The 14,953-nt window shown below is 64.9% G+C and carries 15 protein-coding genes; 6 read left to right on the top strand and 9 right to left on the bottom strand.

What is annotated here, in order from left to right:
- The first annotated feature begins 5 nt into the window (after positions 1 to 5).
- From JQ587_RS05600 to JQ587_RS05590, 3 genes are all read left to right on the top strand, one after another.
- On the top strand, positions 6 to 1,100 hold the full coding sequence (locus JQ587_RS05600; RefSeq protein ID WP_212424637.1) for a serine/threonine protein kinase: 1,095 nt from the start codon (positions 6 to 8) through the stop codon (positions 1,098 to 1,100).
- A 75-nt stretch (positions 1,101 to 1,175) separates the two neighbouring features.
- Positions 1,176 to 1,748 (top strand): CAP domain-containing protein, encoded by a 573-nt coding sequence (locus tag JQ587_RS05595; protein WP_212424636.1) that lies wholly within the window; start codon positions 1,176 to 1,178, stop codon positions 1,746 to 1,748.
- 94 nt (positions 1,749 to 1,842) lie between these two features.
- Positions 1,843 to 3,021: an aminotransferase class V-fold PLP-dependent enzyme gene (locus tag JQ587_RS05590; RefSeq protein ID WP_212424635.1), complete on the top strand. Its 1,179-nt coding sequence runs from the start codon at positions 1,843 to 1,845 to the stop codon at positions 3,019 to 3,021.
- 33 nt (positions 3,022 to 3,054) lie between these two features.
- Here the strand turns inward: JQ587_RS05590 and JQ587_RS05585 are convergent, their stop codons facing one another.
- Entirely contained in the window at positions 3,055 to 3,516 is a 462-nt protein-coding gene (locus tag JQ587_RS05585) for a cupin domain-containing protein (protein WP_212300762.1), read from the bottom strand.
- 128 nt (positions 3,517 to 3,644) lie between these two features.
- Here JQ587_RS05585 and JQ587_RS05580 point away from each other — a divergent pair, with 128 nt between their 5' ends.
- On the top strand, positions 3,645 to 5,186 hold the full coding sequence (locus JQ587_RS05580; protein WP_212301106.1) for a winged helix-turn-helix domain-containing protein: 1,542 nt from the start codon (positions 3,645 to 3,647) through the stop codon (positions 5,184 to 5,186).
- A 13-nt stretch (positions 5,187 to 5,199) separates the two neighbouring features.
- On the opposite strand, the gene JQ587_RS05575 is transcribed toward JQ587_RS05580, so the two are convergent.
- The 6 genes from JQ587_RS05575 to yajC are packed head-to-tail and all read right to left on the bottom strand — an operon-like array spanning position 5,200 to position 10,841.
- Entirely contained in the window at positions 5,200 to 6,444 is a 1,245-nt protein-coding gene (locus tag JQ587_RS05575; protein WP_212300763.1) for a threonine ammonia-lyase, read from the bottom strand.
- A 45-nt stretch (positions 6,445 to 6,489) separates the two neighbouring features.
- The gene (locus JQ587_RS05570; RefSeq protein ID WP_212424634.1) at positions 6,490 to 7,353 is read right to left on the bottom strand and encodes a phytoene/squalene synthase family protein; all 864 of its coding nucleotides are present in this window, start codon (positions 7,351 to 7,353) and stop codon (positions 6,490 to 6,492) included.
- Entirely contained in the window at positions 7,350 to 7,733 is a 384-nt protein-coding gene (locus JQ587_RS05565; RefSeq protein WP_212424633.1) for an Mth938-like domain-containing protein, read from the bottom strand. The genes JQ587_RS05570 and JQ587_RS05565 overlap by 4 nt, the downstream gene beginning before the upstream one ends.
- A 60-nt stretch (positions 7,734 to 7,793) precedes the next feature.
- Complete coding sequence (secF, locus tag JQ587_RS05560) at positions 7,794 to 8,813, bottom strand: protein translocase subunit SecF (protein ID WP_212300766.1); 1,020 nt, start codon at positions 8,811 to 8,813, stop codon at positions 7,794 to 7,796.
- A gap of 10 nt (positions 8,814 to 8,823) precedes the next feature.
- Positions 8,824 to 10,422, bottom strand: coding sequence for a protein translocase subunit SecD (gene secD / locus JQ587_RS05555; RefSeq protein WP_212424632.1), 1,599 nt, complete (start codon positions 10,420 to 10,422; stop codon positions 8,824 to 8,826).
- 50 nt (positions 10,423 to 10,472) lie between these two features.
- Positions 10,473 to 10,841 (bottom strand): preprotein translocase subunit YajC, encoded by a 369-nt coding sequence (gene yajC / locus JQ587_RS05550; RefSeq protein WP_148753779.1) that lies wholly within the window; start codon positions 10,839 to 10,841, stop codon positions 10,473 to 10,475.
- A 181-nt stretch (positions 10,842 to 11,022) separates the two neighbouring features.
- Between yajC and JQ587_RS05545 the strand changes: the two genes are divergently transcribed.
- Positions 11,023 to 12,027, top strand: a complete 1,005-nt coding sequence (locus tag JQ587_RS05545; RefSeq protein WP_212424631.1) for an ATP-binding protein — start codon at positions 11,023 to 11,025, stop codon at positions 12,025 to 12,027.
- Between the two features lie 152 nt (positions 12,028 to 12,179).
- Here the strand turns inward: JQ587_RS05545 and JQ587_RS05540 are convergent, their stop codons facing one another.
- Both JQ587_RS05540 and JQ587_RS05535 read right to left on the bottom strand, forming a co-directional pair.
- A complete protein-coding gene (locus tag JQ587_RS05540) occupies positions 12,180 to 13,568 on the bottom strand; it encodes a LysM peptidoglycan-binding domain-containing M23 family metallopeptidase (protein ID WP_212424630.1) in 1,389 nt (462 codons plus the stop codon).
- A 109-nt stretch (positions 13,569 to 13,677) separates the two neighbouring features.
- Positions 13,678 to 14,328 carry a protein-L-isoaspartate(D-aspartate) O-methyltransferase gene (locus JQ587_RS05535; RefSeq protein ID WP_212424629.1) on the bottom strand — a complete coding sequence of 217 codons (651 nt, stop codon included), beginning with the start codon at positions 14,326 to 14,328 and terminating at the stop codon, positions 13,678 to 13,680.
- Between the two features lie 242 nt (positions 14,329 to 14,570).
- Here JQ587_RS05535 and JQ587_RS05530 point away from each other — a divergent pair, with 242 nt between their 5' ends.
- Complete coding sequence (locus JQ587_RS05530; RefSeq protein ID WP_212424628.1) at positions 14,571 to 14,942, top strand: response regulator; 372 nt, start codon at positions 14,571 to 14,573, stop codon at positions 14,940 to 14,942.
- The last annotated feature ends 11 nt before the right edge of the window (positions 14,943 to 14,953 follow it).

Here is a 14,953-nt window from a genome sequence, read left to right as displayed (position 1 = left end):
TTTCGATGAGTCTCCCGAAAGACGACGCCGCGATGCTCTCGGCGCGCTGGACCGAGGGCGTGCTGCTCAAGCGCGACGTGTTCTCGACCGTCGAGCGCGGCCGCTTCCGCGCTGACAGCGGCGAAGTCGACGCGGTGCTGCGCCGGCTCGACGAGGTGCCGTGGTGGTCGTTCCTGCTGGCGCGCCATCTGTTTGCACGCGAGAAGCACGCGTTGGCGCTCGCCAAAGGCCTCGATGTCGGCCCTGAACTGCTCTGGGCCGGCCGTCGCGCGCTGGTACGCGGCTTTGTCGGCGGCGTTGCGCTGCATCTGGCAAAGCCCCATGGCGACCTTGCTTATTTCCGCTCGGCCAAGGCGGCCCTGCGCCGGCTGCGCCGCGCCGGCATCTGCCACAACGATCTCGCCAAGGAACAGAACTGGCTGGTCGGCCGCGACGGCCGCGCCTACGTGACCGACTTCCAGCTCGCCGCCTGCTTTGCCCGGCGCGGGCGGCTCTATCGCATCCTCGCTTACGAAGATCTCCGCCATCTGCTCAAGCACAAGCGCTCTTATGCGCCCGAGGCGCTGACGCCGCGCGAGCGAAAGATCCTGGCGAAGAAATCCTTCGCCGCGAGCCTGTGGCTCGCCACCGGAAAGAAGGTCTATCGCGCCATCACCCGCGGCCTGTTCAACTTCACCGACCGCGAGGGCGGCGGCCGCCGTCTCGTCAATGACGCGCCGGTCTTGGCCGAACTGATCCGCAAGAACTCCGCCGTGCGCGACACCGCCATCGTTGCCTTTGCCGATCGCCGCTCCGGCGTAGGGCTCTATGCGTTCGTCGAAGCCGATCAGGCTGCGCTCGAAAGCCAGCTCCGCAACGAGCTCGCTGCCGCCAAGGGGCCGAAGCCACCGGAGCACATTCAGGTGGTCCACGCCCTACCACGCGACTCCGGCGGCAAGCCGCGCACCGAGATCCTGCAGCTGGTCGCCATGAACCAGCTCGACTTGATCGAGCCCATGATGAAGAACGACCAAGACCGCGCTTTCCTCAAGGACATCCTGGAGCAGCGCAAGAACCTCCGGGACCGCTTCAACTTCGAGGCCAACCTGCCCACCGGTTAGACCACGGCGTGCGCCGCGCCTTGAAGCCTCCACAATGCCGGTAGAGAAGCCTGGAACTGTACTGACTTGGGAACAATGACTCGCTGGGGGACCATAAGGCGCCGCGCAGCCCTGCTGTTGGCGGGTCTGGTGCTGCTGGAGGCCGCGCCTGTGATGGCCGCGGAGTCCGCGGCCGAGCAGATCTCCGGCTTCCGGCTGAAGCATGGTGAGGGCCGCGTCGTACGCGACGCGACCCTCGACCGCATCGCCATGGACCAGGCCCGTGCCATGGCGGCGAAGGACGATCTCAGCCACGACGCCCTCGGCCCGTTCAACAAGCGCGTCGCGCCGTCTGGCGCGGGCCGTGCCGCGGAGAACATCGCCTACGGCTACGATAATTTCGAGAAGACGCTGGGACAGTGGATCGACTCCTCGGGACACCGCAAGAACCTGCTGCTGCACAACGCCTCTCGCGTCGGGATCGCAAGTGCGAAGAATCCCAGCGGCAAGCGCACCTATTGGGCCATGGTGATCGCCGGGGATTACGAGCCGAAGGGCAAGAAGAACAAGGACAAAGAGCCTCTGGTTGCCGTCAAGCGCGAGGCTGCGCCCACGAGCAAGCCCAAATCCAGCAATTGCCACGTCAAGCTGCTAGGCCTCTGCATCTGAGGCGAGCCGGGCCAGTTCCTCGCTTGTCCGCCGTCTTGCTCGCCGTGTTCGGCACGTCTAGTGCATGCCGATGGATTGCGACAGGAGAGCCAGCTTGATCGACATCGACCGAATGCGTGCCGACACGCCGGCGGCTTCTCGAAGAGCCTATCTCCACAACGCGGGCGCGGCGCTAATGCCGGCATCGGTCGTTGCGACGATGAAAGAGCACATCGATCTGGAGAGCGAGATCGGAGGCTATGCCGCTGCCGACCGTGAATCCGAACGGCTCGACGCGGTCTACGGCTCGGTGGCGCGTCTCCTGAATGCCGCGCCCAATGAGGTTGCGCTGGTGGAGAATGCGACGGTTGCCTGGCAGATGGCGTTCTATTCGCTTCCGTTCTGCAAGGGCGACCGCATCCTGACCGCCGAGGCGGAGTACGCGGCCAACTATGTCGCGTTCCTTCAGGTCGCCAAGCGCACTGGCGCGGTCGTGGATGTCGTGCCGAGCGATGCCACCGGCGAGCTCGACGTCGACGCGCTTGAACGCATGATCGACGACCGCGTGAGACTGATCGCGATCACCTGGGTTCCAACCAATGGCGGGCTGGTCAATCCCGCCGCTGCCATCGGCCGGATCGCGCGCGCACACAACATTCCCTATCTGCTCGATGCCTGCCAAGCCGTCGGCCAGATGCAGGTCGACGTCGAAGCGATCGGCTGCGACATGCTGTCGGCGACCGGCCGCAAATTCCTGCGTGGCCCACGCGGAACCGGATTTCTCTATGTCCGCCGCCAGCTGCTGCAGCAGCTTGAGCCGCCGATGATCGACCATTTTGCGGCGCCCTGGGTCTCGCGGGACCAGTATGAGCTCCGCGACGATGCGCGCCGGTTCGAGACCTGGGAAAACAATTACGCGGCCCGGCTCGGGCTTGGCGCGGCCGTCGATTATGCTCTCGCGATCGGTCTCGGCCCGATCGCGCAACGCTGCCGCCTGCTTGCGGACCGCCTGCGCAATGGCCTCGCTTCAGTTCGCGGCGTCACCATTCGCGATCTTGGGCGCGCGCCGGGCGCCATCGTCAGCTTCACGATGGAGGGGCATGAGGCGGATGCTATCGTCCGCAGTGCAGCCGCGGCCGGCATCACGATCGGCGCCTCGGATCCATCCAGCACCCGCATCGATGCGGAAGTCCGCGCACTGCCGGTGGTCGTGCGCGCCTCGCCGCACTACTACAACACGGAAGCTGAGATCGACCTCCTGATCGCCCACGTGGCAGGTCTGGCGCAACATTAGTGGCACCAGACGACACAAGACCCAGACCCGGACCTAGGCTCTCGTCGTCAGTGCCGATAGCTGGTCGGTGTCAAAGCGGGCACGCAGCTCGCTGATGGCCGTCGCATCCGGTGGTCCGCTGGCGGTGAGCTTGGCCAATTCCTCGAAATAATGCTCGTGCCCCGGTGGAGACACCGTCATGAGCACGCGCGCGGGCTTGTCGCGGACATTGGTGATATTGTGGGGAACGCCCGGTGGAATGAAGAGATAGGTCCCCGGCGTGGCCCTGACGACCTCTTCGGCGACGTGCCATTCGCACTCGCCCTCAAGCATGTAGAAGGTCTCTTCCTGCACACGATGGACGTGCCGGCCCGTGGCGAACCCGGCCGGAATGGTCCAGTCGAACATGCTGGTGTGCCGCGTGTCCTGCCCGGTCACCAGAAAAGCCATCGGCTGGCCCCGCAGCATCACTCCCCCGGTCTCGCCGGGCCTGCGGATGAGAGGCTTTGCGTTCATGTGGTCCTCCATGGCTGGTCGTACCATTGCGCAGCAATGGCGCCATGATGGCGCCCCCCGCCCCGGGAAGTAGCGAAGCGGTGCGGAAAACATTGCAAAAAACCTGCGAAATGTGTCCTTCTTCGACGATGGCCGCGATCCTTGAATTTGGTCCCTTCCGCCTCGATGCCGATGCAGGGATTCTGTTCCGCGGAGCCGAGCCGACCCCACTCGGCCAGCGCGCCGTGCTGCTCCTGGCCCTGCTGGTGCAGCGCGCCGGCATGCCCGTATCCAAGGATGCCCTGATCGAGGCGGCTTGGCCCGCCCAAGCGATCGAGGACAGCAACCTGACCGTCCAGATCGCAGCCGTCCGCCGCACGCTGGCAGACGCTTCCGGAGAGGCGCAGTGGATCGAGACTCTGCCGCGACGCGGCTATCGCTATATCGGCCCGGCCGTGACGACGACCGACCCGGACCGTGCGTCCGCGCCATCACTGGCACTGCCCGAGAGGCCATCAATCGCGGTGTTGCCCTTTGCGAACCTGAGCGGCGATGCTGAACAGGACTATTTTGCCGATGGAATGGTCGATGACATCATCACCGGCCTGTCGCGCATCAATTGGCTGTTCGTGATCGCGCGAAATTCCACGTTCACATACAAGGGCCGAGCGATCGACGTGAAGCAGGTCGGACGCGAACTTGGCGTGCGCTACGTGCTGGAAGGCAGCATCCGGAAAGCCGGCGGCAATGTGCGGATCACCGGTCAACTGATCGACGCGTCGACCGGAATGCACGTGTGGGCCGAGCGCTACGACCGCAGGTCCGAGGACATTTTCGCGCTCCAGGACGAGATCGCCATGTCCGTCGTCGGCGCCATCGCACCTAGCCTGCGCCGCGCCGAAATCAACCGGGTCAAGCGTAAGCGGCCGGATAGCCTCGATGCCTATGACCTCGTCCTGCGAGCCCAGCCGGATGTCGATTCCGGCATGCCGGAGCAGGTGACGCAGGCGCTTGTATTGCTCGAACGCGCGATCGCGCTAGAGCCCTCCTACGCGCTGGCGCACGGCAACGCTGCGATGTGCCATCATTGCCTGTTCCTCCGCGCTGGTCTGCGGGAGGTGAGCCGCGCGGCATCGATCAGGCACGCGCGCTCAGCGATCGCCCACGGGCAGGACGACGCGCTGGCCCTCACGCTGGCGGGCTTTTCGATCGGCATGGATGGGCACGATCGCGCCGCCGCATTTACTGCCCTCGACGCTGCTCTTTCGATCAGCCCGTCGTCCGCGCTGACTTACATCCTCGGAAGCGTCATGCTCGGTTGGGGTGGCGATGCCGACCGCGCCATCGAATGGAGCGAGCGCGGCATGCGGCTCAGCCCGTTCGATTCCTGGGCCTTTGCCGCCTTCGACGCGCAGGCGATGGGACATTTCCACCGTGGCCGGTACGAAGAAGCCTGTCGCGCCGCTTACCGCTCCGTTCAGGCCAATCCGCGCCACAGCATCACCCATGTGCAACTGGCGGCGGCCCTTGCAAAGCTAGGCCGATTGCAGGAGGCGAAAGCGGCCGCGGCTCGGGTGATGGAGTTGCACCCGACCTTCCGCTACGGCCGTCAGTTCCAGGGCGTCAACTGCTCTCCGGCGCTGGCCGCGGAGCTCGGTGATGCGCTTCGCGTCGCGGGGCTGCCGGAGTAGCCCTCGAGCCGCCTCAAGTGCAGCGCGCGCTCAATCCGGACGCGCCGAGCTTGGCCATGACCTCGTCGAGATGGGCGCTGTCGCGGGTCTCGATGACGAGCTGCAGCAGCGTCGCCTTGGCCGGCAGGTCGGAGAAGGTCCGCTGGTGCGAGACCTCGATGATGTTGGCGCCGGCTTCCGCCAGCAGTGCCGCGACCGCGGCCAATTGACCGGGCCGGTCAGGAATATCGAGCGAGAGCTGCGTCAGCCGCCCCTCGCGCGCGAGCTCGCGCGTCAGCACCGAGGCGATGAGCCTGGTGTCGATGTTGCCGCCGCTCAAGACCAGACCGACCTTCTCGCCGGCAAAGCGCGTGGGATCGGACATGATCGCCGCCAGGCCTGCGGCGCCGGCCCCCTCGACGACCGTCTTCTCGATCGAGATCAGGGTTGCGACCGCGCGTTCGAGCTCGGCTTCGTTCACGAGCGCAATGTCGTCGACCAGGCGGCGGACGATTTCCGTGGTGATCTTGCCCGGCGATTTGACTGCGATGCCTTCGGCGAGCGTATCGCCGCGCGCCGGCAGATTGCCGCCATGGACGGCATTGTACATCGAAGGATAAAGCCAAGCCTCGACGCCGAGGATCCGCAGTGAAGGCTTGATCGATTTCGCCGCAATGGCAATGCCGCTGATCAGGCCGCCGCCCCCGATCGGGACAACCAGCGTGTCGAGCTCCGGCACCGCCTTGAGCATCTCCAGCCCGACCGTGCCCTGCCCTGCAATGACCAGCGGATCGTCGTAGGGGTGGACGAAGATCATGCCGCGGGCTTCGCCGTGACTTCGCGCAAACGCAGCCGCCTCCTCCAGCGTCGCGCCGGTAACGACCACCTCGGCGCCATGATGCCTGGTGTTCTCGACCTTCACCATCGGCGTGCCCACCGGCATGACAATGGTGGCGGGAATGCCAAGCCGCTTGGCGTGATAGGCGACGCCCTGCGCGTGATTGCCGGCTGACATAGCGACGACGCCGCGCGCCCGCTCCTCCGGCGTCAGCGCGGTGAGCCGGTTCAGCGCACCACGCTCCTTGAAGGAGGACGTGAACTGGAGATTTTCGAATTTGAGCCAAAGCTCGCAGCCGCAGATGTTGCTCAGCGTCCGGCTGAAGCTACAGGGCGTCTCGACAACGGCCCCCCGGATCGTCTCTGCGGCAGCGTGAATGTCACCGGGCACGACCGGAAGGCCGCTCAGATCGGGGATTGCGATTTGGGACAATTCGGCCATGGGACAGCATAGAGCATTTGGCCGCCTCGGGCGATAAGCCAACCGCTATTTGGTAAATTCCCGCGATCGTGAAGCCCGCCAAAGCGTCCACAGCGTGCGCAGGCGCGATGGTGGCTGCGGTGCGAAAGGATTGCGCCCCGGCCGCGACAGACGATTGAGATCGGCCTGCGCGTGACTCAACGGCAGGAACGCAACCCGCGCCGACGGTGGCACTTGCACCAGGAGTGACGAGGCCGTCGCCAGATGCTGCCGCGCCTCGCCGACGAGCTGGTCCAGGACGGCACGAAGATTGGGCGTCTCCTTGCCGGCGAACACATCCTCGATGGCGCAGCCATGGCTGGTCAGAAACTGCTGCGGCAGGAACAATTGCCGGTGGGACGAGTCCCGCGGCAAGTTGGCAATCGCCTGCGCGATGCCCTGCGCCAACCCGGCGTGCCGAGCGAGGTGCTCGGCTGCCTCGGAAGCTTCGCCCATGATCCGCGCCGCCAGTGCGAACAGGGCCGAAGAGGTCGCCGCCAGATAGCCTTCGAGCGCCGTCATGGTCGGCATCGGATCGTTATAGAGATCGAACTGATGCTCGTCGACGAGCAGCGACAGCGGCTCGACCGGCAGGTCAAAATCGCGGATCGCGCGCAACAGTTCCGCGGCCACCGGATTGCCCTCGGCGCTGCCGTGGACAAGACCCGAGAACAGATCGGTCCACCATTGAAAGCGTATCTCGCCGGGCAAGGGCTGGCTCACCTGATCGCGGACGCGGACGATCTCGACATTGAAGGCGTAGAGCGCCAGTAGCGCGCGGCGCTCGGCGGCCGGAGCGAAGAGGGTTGCGGCATAGCGCGGAAAGTCATAGCTGCGCACGACGTCGGCGCAGATGGTCACGCCATCGGGCGGCGTCGCAGCGCTGCTCATTGCACTGCAATCAGCGCAGCCGCGACGCGGCGCCGTTCGCCGATCATGATGTTGTAGGTGCGCACGGCGGGGCCGGTCTGCATGGTGTCCAGCACCACCCTCACCGCTTTCAGGGCCTGGCGCAGTTCCGACGGGGCTAGCCAGAGCCCGGTTCCAGTGCCGACCAGCAGCGTATCGATGCTGTTGGCAGCAGCGAAGACCCGATCCAGCGAGTAGCGGTCGATCTTGGTTGGATCGGTCACATCCCAGGCCCAGATCGCATCAGGCAGGCACAGCAGCGAGCCCCGGTGCGACATGCCGGCAAAGGCAAAGCCGCCCTTGCCGTAGGCCTCGATCGGCGCCGAGCGCGGGAAATGGGGAGCGTTGGGATCGCCGGCCATGAGCTTCGTCCGAATGAGCCTGGTGCCCTCGCAAACTCCTGCGAGGGCCCGCGGTTCGGATCATGCCTTGTTTTTCTTCGCCGGCGCAGCCTCGTCCTTCGCATCTTCGCGATGCTCGCCGACGCCGAGATAGATCAGGATCGGCGCTGCGATGAAGATCGAGGTGTAGGTGCCGACCAGCACCACGCCGAACATCATGACAGCCGTGAAGCTGTGGATGGCATGACCGCCGAACAGCAGCAGCGCCAGCAACGCCAGGGTCACCGTGAAGTGGGTGATGATCGAACGCGACAGCGTCGAGTTGATGGACTCGTTGAGCAGCTGCGGCATCGGCATCTTCTTGTAGCGCCGCAGCATTTCACGGATGCGGTCATAGATGACGACGGTGTCGTTGAGCGAGTAGCCCAGAATAGTCAGAAGCGCCGCGATGCTGGTCAGGTCGAAATCGACCTGACTGATCGACATGAAGCCGATCGTCAGCACGATGTCGTGCACGTTGGCGATCATGGCGCCGAGCGCGAACTGCCATTCGAACCGGAACCAGAGATAGATCAGGATCGAGACGATCGCGAGCATCAGGCCGAGCATGCCGAAGGCGAGCAACTCGCCGGAGACGCGCGGACCGACCACTTCGACGCGGCGGTATTCGACGGAATCGCCGAGCGCGCCGCGGACCTTCTGCACGGCCTCCTGCTGGGCGGCGTCACCACCCGGCTGCTCAGCGACGCGGATCAACACGTTCTCCGGGCCACCAAACTGTTGCAACTGGACTTCGCCCAGACGCAGGCCATCCAGGGTCGTGCGCATCGCCGCGATGTCGGCGGCGCCCGACTTCGCCTTCACCTCCAACAGCGTGCCGCCGCGGAAGTCGATGCCGAAATTCAGGCCATGGGTGAAGAACAACGTGATGGCGACGATCGACAGCGCCGCCGAGATCGGGAAACTGATGCGGCGGAAGCGCGTGAAGTCGAAATGCGTAGCATCAGGGACGATGCGCAGTGACGGCAGCCAGCCGAACACCGAGACCACGGTGAGGACGGCAATCAGGACGCCGAGCCCGATGAGAACGGTGTGAGTCACGGTCAGGCTCCTAGATCGGCACGTTCTGTGGCCGCTTCCACCGCACCCACCAGGCCACGATCAGCCGGGTCAGCGTGAAGGCGGTGAACACCGTGGTGATGATGCCGATGCCGAGTGTCACGGCGAAGCCGCGCACCGGGCCGGTGCCGATATAGAACAGCACCGCGGCGGCAATGAAGGTGGTGATGTTGGAATCGAGGATGGTCGCGAGCGCCCGCTTGAAGCCGGCGTCGATCGCCGAGATCGCGTTGCGGCCGCCGCGCAGCTCCTCGCGGATACGCTCGTAGATCAGCACGTTGCTGTCGACCGCGATGCCGACGGTAAGCACGATGCCGGCGATGCCGGGCAGCGTCAGCGTGGCGTTGAGCAGCGACAGCAGGCCGAAGATCATGGCGACGTTGACGGCCACCGCGATGTTGGCGAACACGCCGAACAGCCGGTAGGTCAAGAGCATGAACACGATGACCATGATCGAGCCAACATAGGCCGCAAGCTCGCCCTTCTCGATCGAGTCCTGGCCGAGGCCCGGACCGACGGTGCGCTCCTCGACCACCGTGAGCGGTGCCGGCAAAGCACCGGCTCGCATCAGGATCGCGAGATCGTTGGCGGCCTGGACCGTGAAGCTGCCCGAGATCTGCCCCTGCCCGCCCGTGATGGGCTCGCGGATGACAGGCGCCGAGATCACCTCGTTGTCGAGCACGATCGCGAACGGCAGCCCCACGTTCTCCTGCGTGGCCTGCGCGAATTTGCGGGCCCCCGTAGAGTTGAAGCGGAAGGAGACGATCGGCTCGTTGGTGCGCTGGTCAAATCCGGGCTGGGCATCGGTGAGCTCAGCGCCGGAGACCAGTACCTGCTTCTTGACGACGTAAGGCACCTTCGGCGAGCTCTGGCTCATCAGGAGCTCGGAGTCCGGCGGCACGCCACCGCGCTGCGCCTGGTCCGGCGGCACCGAAGTGTCGACCATGCGGAATTCCATCTTCGCGGTCTTGCCGAGCAGCTCTTTCAGATGCGTCGGATCCTGAAGACCGGGAACCTGCACCAGGATGCGGTCGGTGCCCTGGCGCTGGATCACCGGCTCGACGGTGCCGAGCTCGTTGACGCGGCGCTCGACGATCTGGATCGACTGCTCGATGGTCTTGCGCATACGCTCGACCATGGCGGGCTGCGACAGCGCCAGCCGGATCAATCCGCCCCCGGCATCGGTGACGTCGAGATCGCGTTGGCTGCTCGACCCGAGCAGGCCGCCGATCGGTTGCGACAGCTCACGCAGCTTGGTCAGCGCGGTCTGAAGATCGGCATCCTTGACCCGGACCTCGACCGCGTCGCCCCGTGTCACGAGGCCGGTATAGCCGATCTTGGCCTCGCGCAGCGCGCGGCGGACGTCGTCGCGGACCTGGTCGAGCTTTTCTTTCTTCACATAGTTGGAATCAACCTCGAGCAGCAGATAGGAGCCGCCCTGCAAGTCGAGACCCAACACCAGGCGCCGCTGCGCCCAGGCGGGCCAGGTCTTGACCTGCGCTTCGGGAAAGAAATTCGGGACCGCGCAGAGGCACACGATCAGCGCCAGCAGGATGATCCCCAGCGCCCTCCACCGCGTGAAATACAACATCGAGTGAACCTGTCAGATCAGGAGATTTGAGAGACTCGCGGGAAAGCGCTCTACTTCGCCGCGGCGTCGTCCTTGGCGCTTTCCTTCGCGCTGTCCTTGGCCGGCTCGCCCTTGGCGCGCACACCCGAGATCATCGACCGCATCTGGCGCACACGCACGCCGTCGGAAATTTCGAATTCGATCTGATCGTCATCCACCACCTTGGTGACCTTGCCGACCAGGCCACCCGAGGTCACGACCGTGTCGCCGCGGCGGATGTTCTTCACGAGCTCGGCGTGGTCCTTCACCTTCTTCTGCTGCGGGCGCAGAATCAGGAAGTACATGATCACGAAGATCAGGGCGAACGGCAGCAGCGACATCAACATGCTGTTGGTGTCACCGGCGCCCGCAGCCTGGGCATACGCAGGGGTAATGAACATTCGGACGATCCTCGTGGAAACGGGGGAAAACCGGCCGGGCCCTCAAAGGCGACCGGTTCGGTCAAATTCGCGCGGACTATAGCGGCCATTGCCCCAATTGCAACGCTGCCAGACCGCCCTTTTGGCCACCTTGCGGCGCGCCGTCAGGCCCGATAAGGCTGCATTCTCAGGAACTTCGGACATGCCCAAAAAACCAAGCAAAAGCCCGGCCGGCAAAGGCCCCCGTACCCCTGCCACGAAGCCCGCTTTGGTCGCGGCAAAACGCCCCAAGGTGGTCTCAAACGCGGCTCCCAAGGCAGCCTCGGAGGCCACCCAGGACCTTTCTCAGGAGCGGATCGTCCGGGCGCTGGAGACCATCGCGGCGCACCTTTCTGCCCAGGGCAAGCCGGCTACCGAGCGCGAGTCGTTCAAACAGGCCGACGCTTATGTCTGGCACCCCGACGGCCGTCTCGCTGCGGTGCCGCGGGTCAGCCGCGTCGAGCTGTTTCTGCTCAAGGGCGTCGACCGGATGCGCGACATCCTGATGGAGAACACCGAGCGCTTCGCCAATGGCCTTCCCGCCAACAACGCCCTGCTCTGGGGCGCGCGCGGCATGGGCAAGTCGTCGCTGGTGAAGGCGGCGCATGCCAGCATCAACGCCGACCGCAAACCCGCCGACAAGCTGAAGCTGATCGAGATCCATCGCGAGGATATCGAAACGCTGCCGATGCTGATGGAGAAGCTTCGCGACGCCGACTTCCACTTCATCGTGTTCATCGATGACCTCTCCTTCGACGGCAATGACGCGTCTTACAAATCGCTCAAGGCCGTGCTCGAAGGTGGCATCGAGGGCCGGCCCGAGAACGTCATCCTCTACGCCACCTCGAACCGCCGCCACCTGCTCGCGCGCGACATGATCGAGAATGAGCGTTCGACCGCCATCAATCCCGGCGAAGCCGTCGAGGAAAAAGTCTCGCTGTCGGATCGCTTCGGCCTCTGGCTCGGCTTCCACCGCTGCAGCCAGGACGAATACCTCGCCATGGTGCGTGGCTATTGCAGCCATTTCGGCATCAAGCTCGACGAGGAGGCGCTGGAGCGGGAAGCTTTGGAATGGTCGACAACACGCGGCTCCCGCTCGGGCCGTGTCGCCTGGCAGTTCGTGCAGGAGCTGGCGGGCCGGCTCGGCGTGAAACTGACGGCGAAGTAGCGGAAGGCCTCGCCTCACCCACAACTGTCATTCCCCGCAAGGGCGGGGAATCGAGTACGCCGCCGCCCTTTGCGCTACTCGAAAGGAAATCGCCCGCACGAGGCGGGCGACAACTGCGTTCTGGTGGAGAGAGCGCGAGCCTGACGCAGGCCTCACGCCCCGTTCAGGAATTGAAGCGGGTCAACCGGGCTCGATCCCTTACGGATCTCGAAGTGGAGCTGCGGCGACGCCACCTCCCCGGATTGACCCGACTTGGCAATGACCTGGCCGCGCTTGATCGTATCGCCGCGCTTCACCAGCAGCTCACTCGCATGGGCATATGCGGTGACGTAGCCATTGGAGTGCCGAACCAGGACGAGATTGCCGTAACCCTTCAGCTCATTGCCGGAATAGGCAACGACGCCATCTTCAGCTGCCTTGACCGGCGTCCCCTCGGGCACCGCGACATTGATGCCGTCATTGGACTTGCCGTTGGTCTTGGCGCCGTAGCTCGTAATCACCTTGCCGCGCACGGGCCAGCGGAAGGTCGGCAGCGAACTGGTGGTCTCTGCGGCTTTCGCCGGCGTCTCGGCGGACTTCTCTTCGATGTTGGTGGTGGCCTGAGCCAGACGCGCGCTCTGCGCCGGTTGGGCGACAGCAGCCAGCTTGGTCGTGGGTATAGGAGCTGCCGCGACCGGCTGCAGCGCAGCCGCCACGGGGGCCGCAGCGACTGGCGCCGGAGCAAGCGGCGCAGCAACCGCCGCGGTCTTGGAGCCCGGCACGGTCAGCTTGGTGCCGAGCTTGAGCTTGGCCGACGGCTCCAGGCCATTGGCGCGGGCGAGTTCGGCGGCGGAGATATGGTTCTTGCGCGCGACGCTGGCGAGCGTGTCGCCGTGATTGACGAAGTGGAAGCTGGCAGGCGCGGCAACAGCCGCAACCGGCTTTGGTGCCATCGCGGGAGCCGCGGCGACCGGAGCCATCGCAGGCGCAGCCGCCGTCGCACCGGGATGCGGGATGATCAACTGCTGACCGGGCGAGAGCGCGCGCGGGCCTTTGTAGCTGTTGGCGGCCATGATCGCCTGCGGGCTCACATGATAGCGCTTGGCCAGCACATCGAGCGTATCGCTGGTGCCGACGATGATCTTGGTCCCACCAACCGGCTGGGCGGCTGCGACCGAGCGCAGCGGCACAGTGCCGGTGGCTTCGAGACGCGGCTGGGCCGGCGGCGTGTAGGAGCCAAGACCACGACCGCCACCAGAAACGCCCCCACCTGCAGCAACGGGATAGGATTGCGGTGTGGCAACCGCCGGTGGCGGCGCCAAGGGCTGTGACTGATAATAGCCGGGCTGGGTCTGCGGGCGCGCATATTGCGGCAGCTCTCGCTGCGGCGGCGGCGCCTGCTGAACCGAACCGGTGGATTCCGAGAAGGGGTTGGAGAAGTTCGACTGGGACAGGCGCGACGACATGTCGGCGCTGCACCCTGCGAAACTGAAGGAAATCAGCGCCAGCACCGCGACCTGCGGTACGCGGCGCGAGTAAAGCAACTCGGCGACAACAGACATGGTTACTCACTCGTACGCAACAGAACTGGTCTTTTAAGTAAACACGCGCCGAGTAAATAACGGCTTAACCCTCCCAATAAGATGTTGGATGCGCAGCCGATCCGGAGTTCTACAGCTCCCGCGCCACACCTGGCAGTGCCGGTACGAAGCGGACCTCGACGAGTTCCTTGCGTTCGATGCCGGCTTCGGTTCGGCTGAGGCGCGTCAACGTCTGCACGCCTTGATGTGGACCGACCGGCGCGATCAGGATGCCGCCGACCTCGAGCCGCTCGACCAGGTTCTCCGGAATCTTCTCCACCGCAGCGGTGACGATGATGCGATCGAACGGACCGATATTGGGCGGCAAATTAAGGCCGTCGCCAAGCATCACCTCGACATTGTGACAATCCAGCTTTTCAAGCCTGGCGCGTGCTGCATCAGCCAGCATGCGGTAGCGCTCGACCGTCAGCACCTCGCGCGCCAGCCGCGACAGCACGGCAGCCTGATAGCCGGAGCCGGTGCCGATCTCGAGCACGCGGTGGCTCTTCTGGAGCTGAAGCTGCTCGGTCATGTAGGCGACGACGAAGGGCTGGCTGATGGTCTGCCCGCAGGCAATCGGCAGCGCGCTGTCACGATAGGCCGCCTCGCGATCAGAGGCCTCGACGAACAGCTCGCGCGGCACCTCCTCCATGGTTCGCAATACGGTCTGATCGCTGATGCCACGACGCCTCAGGGTGAGCTGAAACATCATCTTTTCCGGCGGAGGCTGATTGGAGATCATCGGTGCTTATGTCGTCTCGTACGGGTTCGGCGGCGATGGCTTCGGCGCCCATGCCCCGAGCCAGAATCTTGTTCCTGCTCAGGAACCCATGATAGCCTCGAAGCTTGGCAATTTGACCACAAATCGGCTTGCAGCGGAGGCGTCGCTACGGCCATTTTCACGTGCCAGCTGGCCGAAACGCGCATTGCGTCGATTCGAGTTATCTGCGAACGTTTTCGAGAATGGGCAAGGACTCAACGACAATGAACGCGACTGGGCTTTCCGGGCGCTCTGTATTCCTCGTCGAGGACGAGGTGATGATCCGAATGATGGTTGCGGATATGCTGGAAGAGCTCGGCTACAAGATCGCAGCCGAAGCCGGCGACATCGCCGAGGCGATGCGCCTCGCCCAGGCCACCGAGTTCGACATCGCCATCCTCGACGTCAACGTCAACGGCAAGGTCATCTCGCCGGTCGCCGACGTCATCAAGGCCAAGGGCTGCCCCTTCATCTTTGCGACCGGCTACGGCTCCTCGGGCCTGCCCGAGCAATATCGCGACCGGCCTGCGCTGCAGAAGCCGTTTCAGCTCGACGCGCTCGGCAAGACCATCGAGGCCGCACTTCGCGGCGGCTAGCCGCTATTTCC

Origin of the sequence: Bradyrhizobium manausense (assembly GCF_018130615.1) — a bacterium.
In the GTDB taxonomy this organism is placed as follows: domain Bacteria; phylum Pseudomonadota; class Alphaproteobacteria; order Rhizobiales; family Xanthobacteraceae; genus Bradyrhizobium; species Bradyrhizobium manausense_A.
This window is presented reverse-complemented; position numbering and strand designations above follow the sequence as displayed.

What these genes read in the sequence shown, in the direction of transcription:
- JQ587_RS05565 (WP_212424633.1), bottom strand. Translation starts at nt 7,733, where the DNA reads ATGGCCGGCGATCCCAACGCTCCCCATTTCCCGCGCTCGGCGCCGATC.
- yajC (WP_148753779.1), bottom strand. Translation starts at nt 10,841, where the DNA reads ATGTTCATTACCCCTGCGTATGCCCAGGCTGCGGGCGCCGGTGACACC.
- JQ587_RS05575 (WP_212300763.1), bottom strand. Translation starts at nt 6,444, where the DNA reads ATGGCCGAATTGTCCCAAATCGCAATCCCCGATCTGAGCGGCCTTCCG.
- JQ587_RS05585 (WP_212300762.1), bottom strand. Translation starts at nt 3,516, where the DNA reads ATGAACGCAAAGCCTCTCATCCGCAGGCCCGGCGAGACCGGGGGAGTG.
- JQ587_RS05530 (WP_212424628.1), top strand. Translation starts at nt 14,571, where the DNA reads ATGAACGCGACTGGGCTTTCCGGGCGCTCTGTATTCCTCGTCGAGGAC.
- JQ587_RS05570 (WP_212424634.1), bottom strand. Translation starts at nt 7,353, where the DNA reads ATGAGCAGCGCTGCGACGCCGCCCGATGGCGTGACCATCTGCGCCGAC.
- JQ587_RS05580 (WP_212301106.1), top strand. Translation starts at nt 3,645, where the DNA reads ATGGCCGCGATCCTTGAATTTGGTCCCTTCCGCCTCGATGCCGATGCA.
- secD (WP_212424632.1), bottom strand. Translation starts at nt 10,422, where the DNA reads ATGTTGTATTTCACGCGGTGGAGGGCGCTGGGGATCATCCTGCTGGCG.
- JQ587_RS05540 (WP_212424630.1), bottom strand. Translation starts at nt 13,568, where the DNA reads ATGTCTGTTGTCGCCGAGTTGCTTTACTCGCGCCGCGTACCGCAGGTC.
- JQ587_RS05545 (WP_212424631.1), top strand. Translation starts at nt 11,023, where the DNA reads ATGCCCAAAAAACCAAGCAAAAGCCCGGCCGGCAAAGGCCCCCGTACC.
- JQ587_RS05595 (WP_212424636.1), top strand. Translation starts at nt 1,176, where the DNA reads ATGACTCGCTGGGGGACCATAAGGCGCCGCGCAGCCCTGCTGTTGGCG.
- JQ587_RS05600 (WP_212424637.1), top strand. Translation starts at nt 6, where the DNA reads ATGAGTCTCCCGAAAGACGACGCCGCGATGCTCTCGGCGCGCTGGACC.
- JQ587_RS05535 (WP_212424629.1), bottom strand. Translation starts at nt 14,328, where the DNA reads ATGATCTCCAATCAGCCTCCGCCGGAAAAGATGATGTTTCAGCTCACC.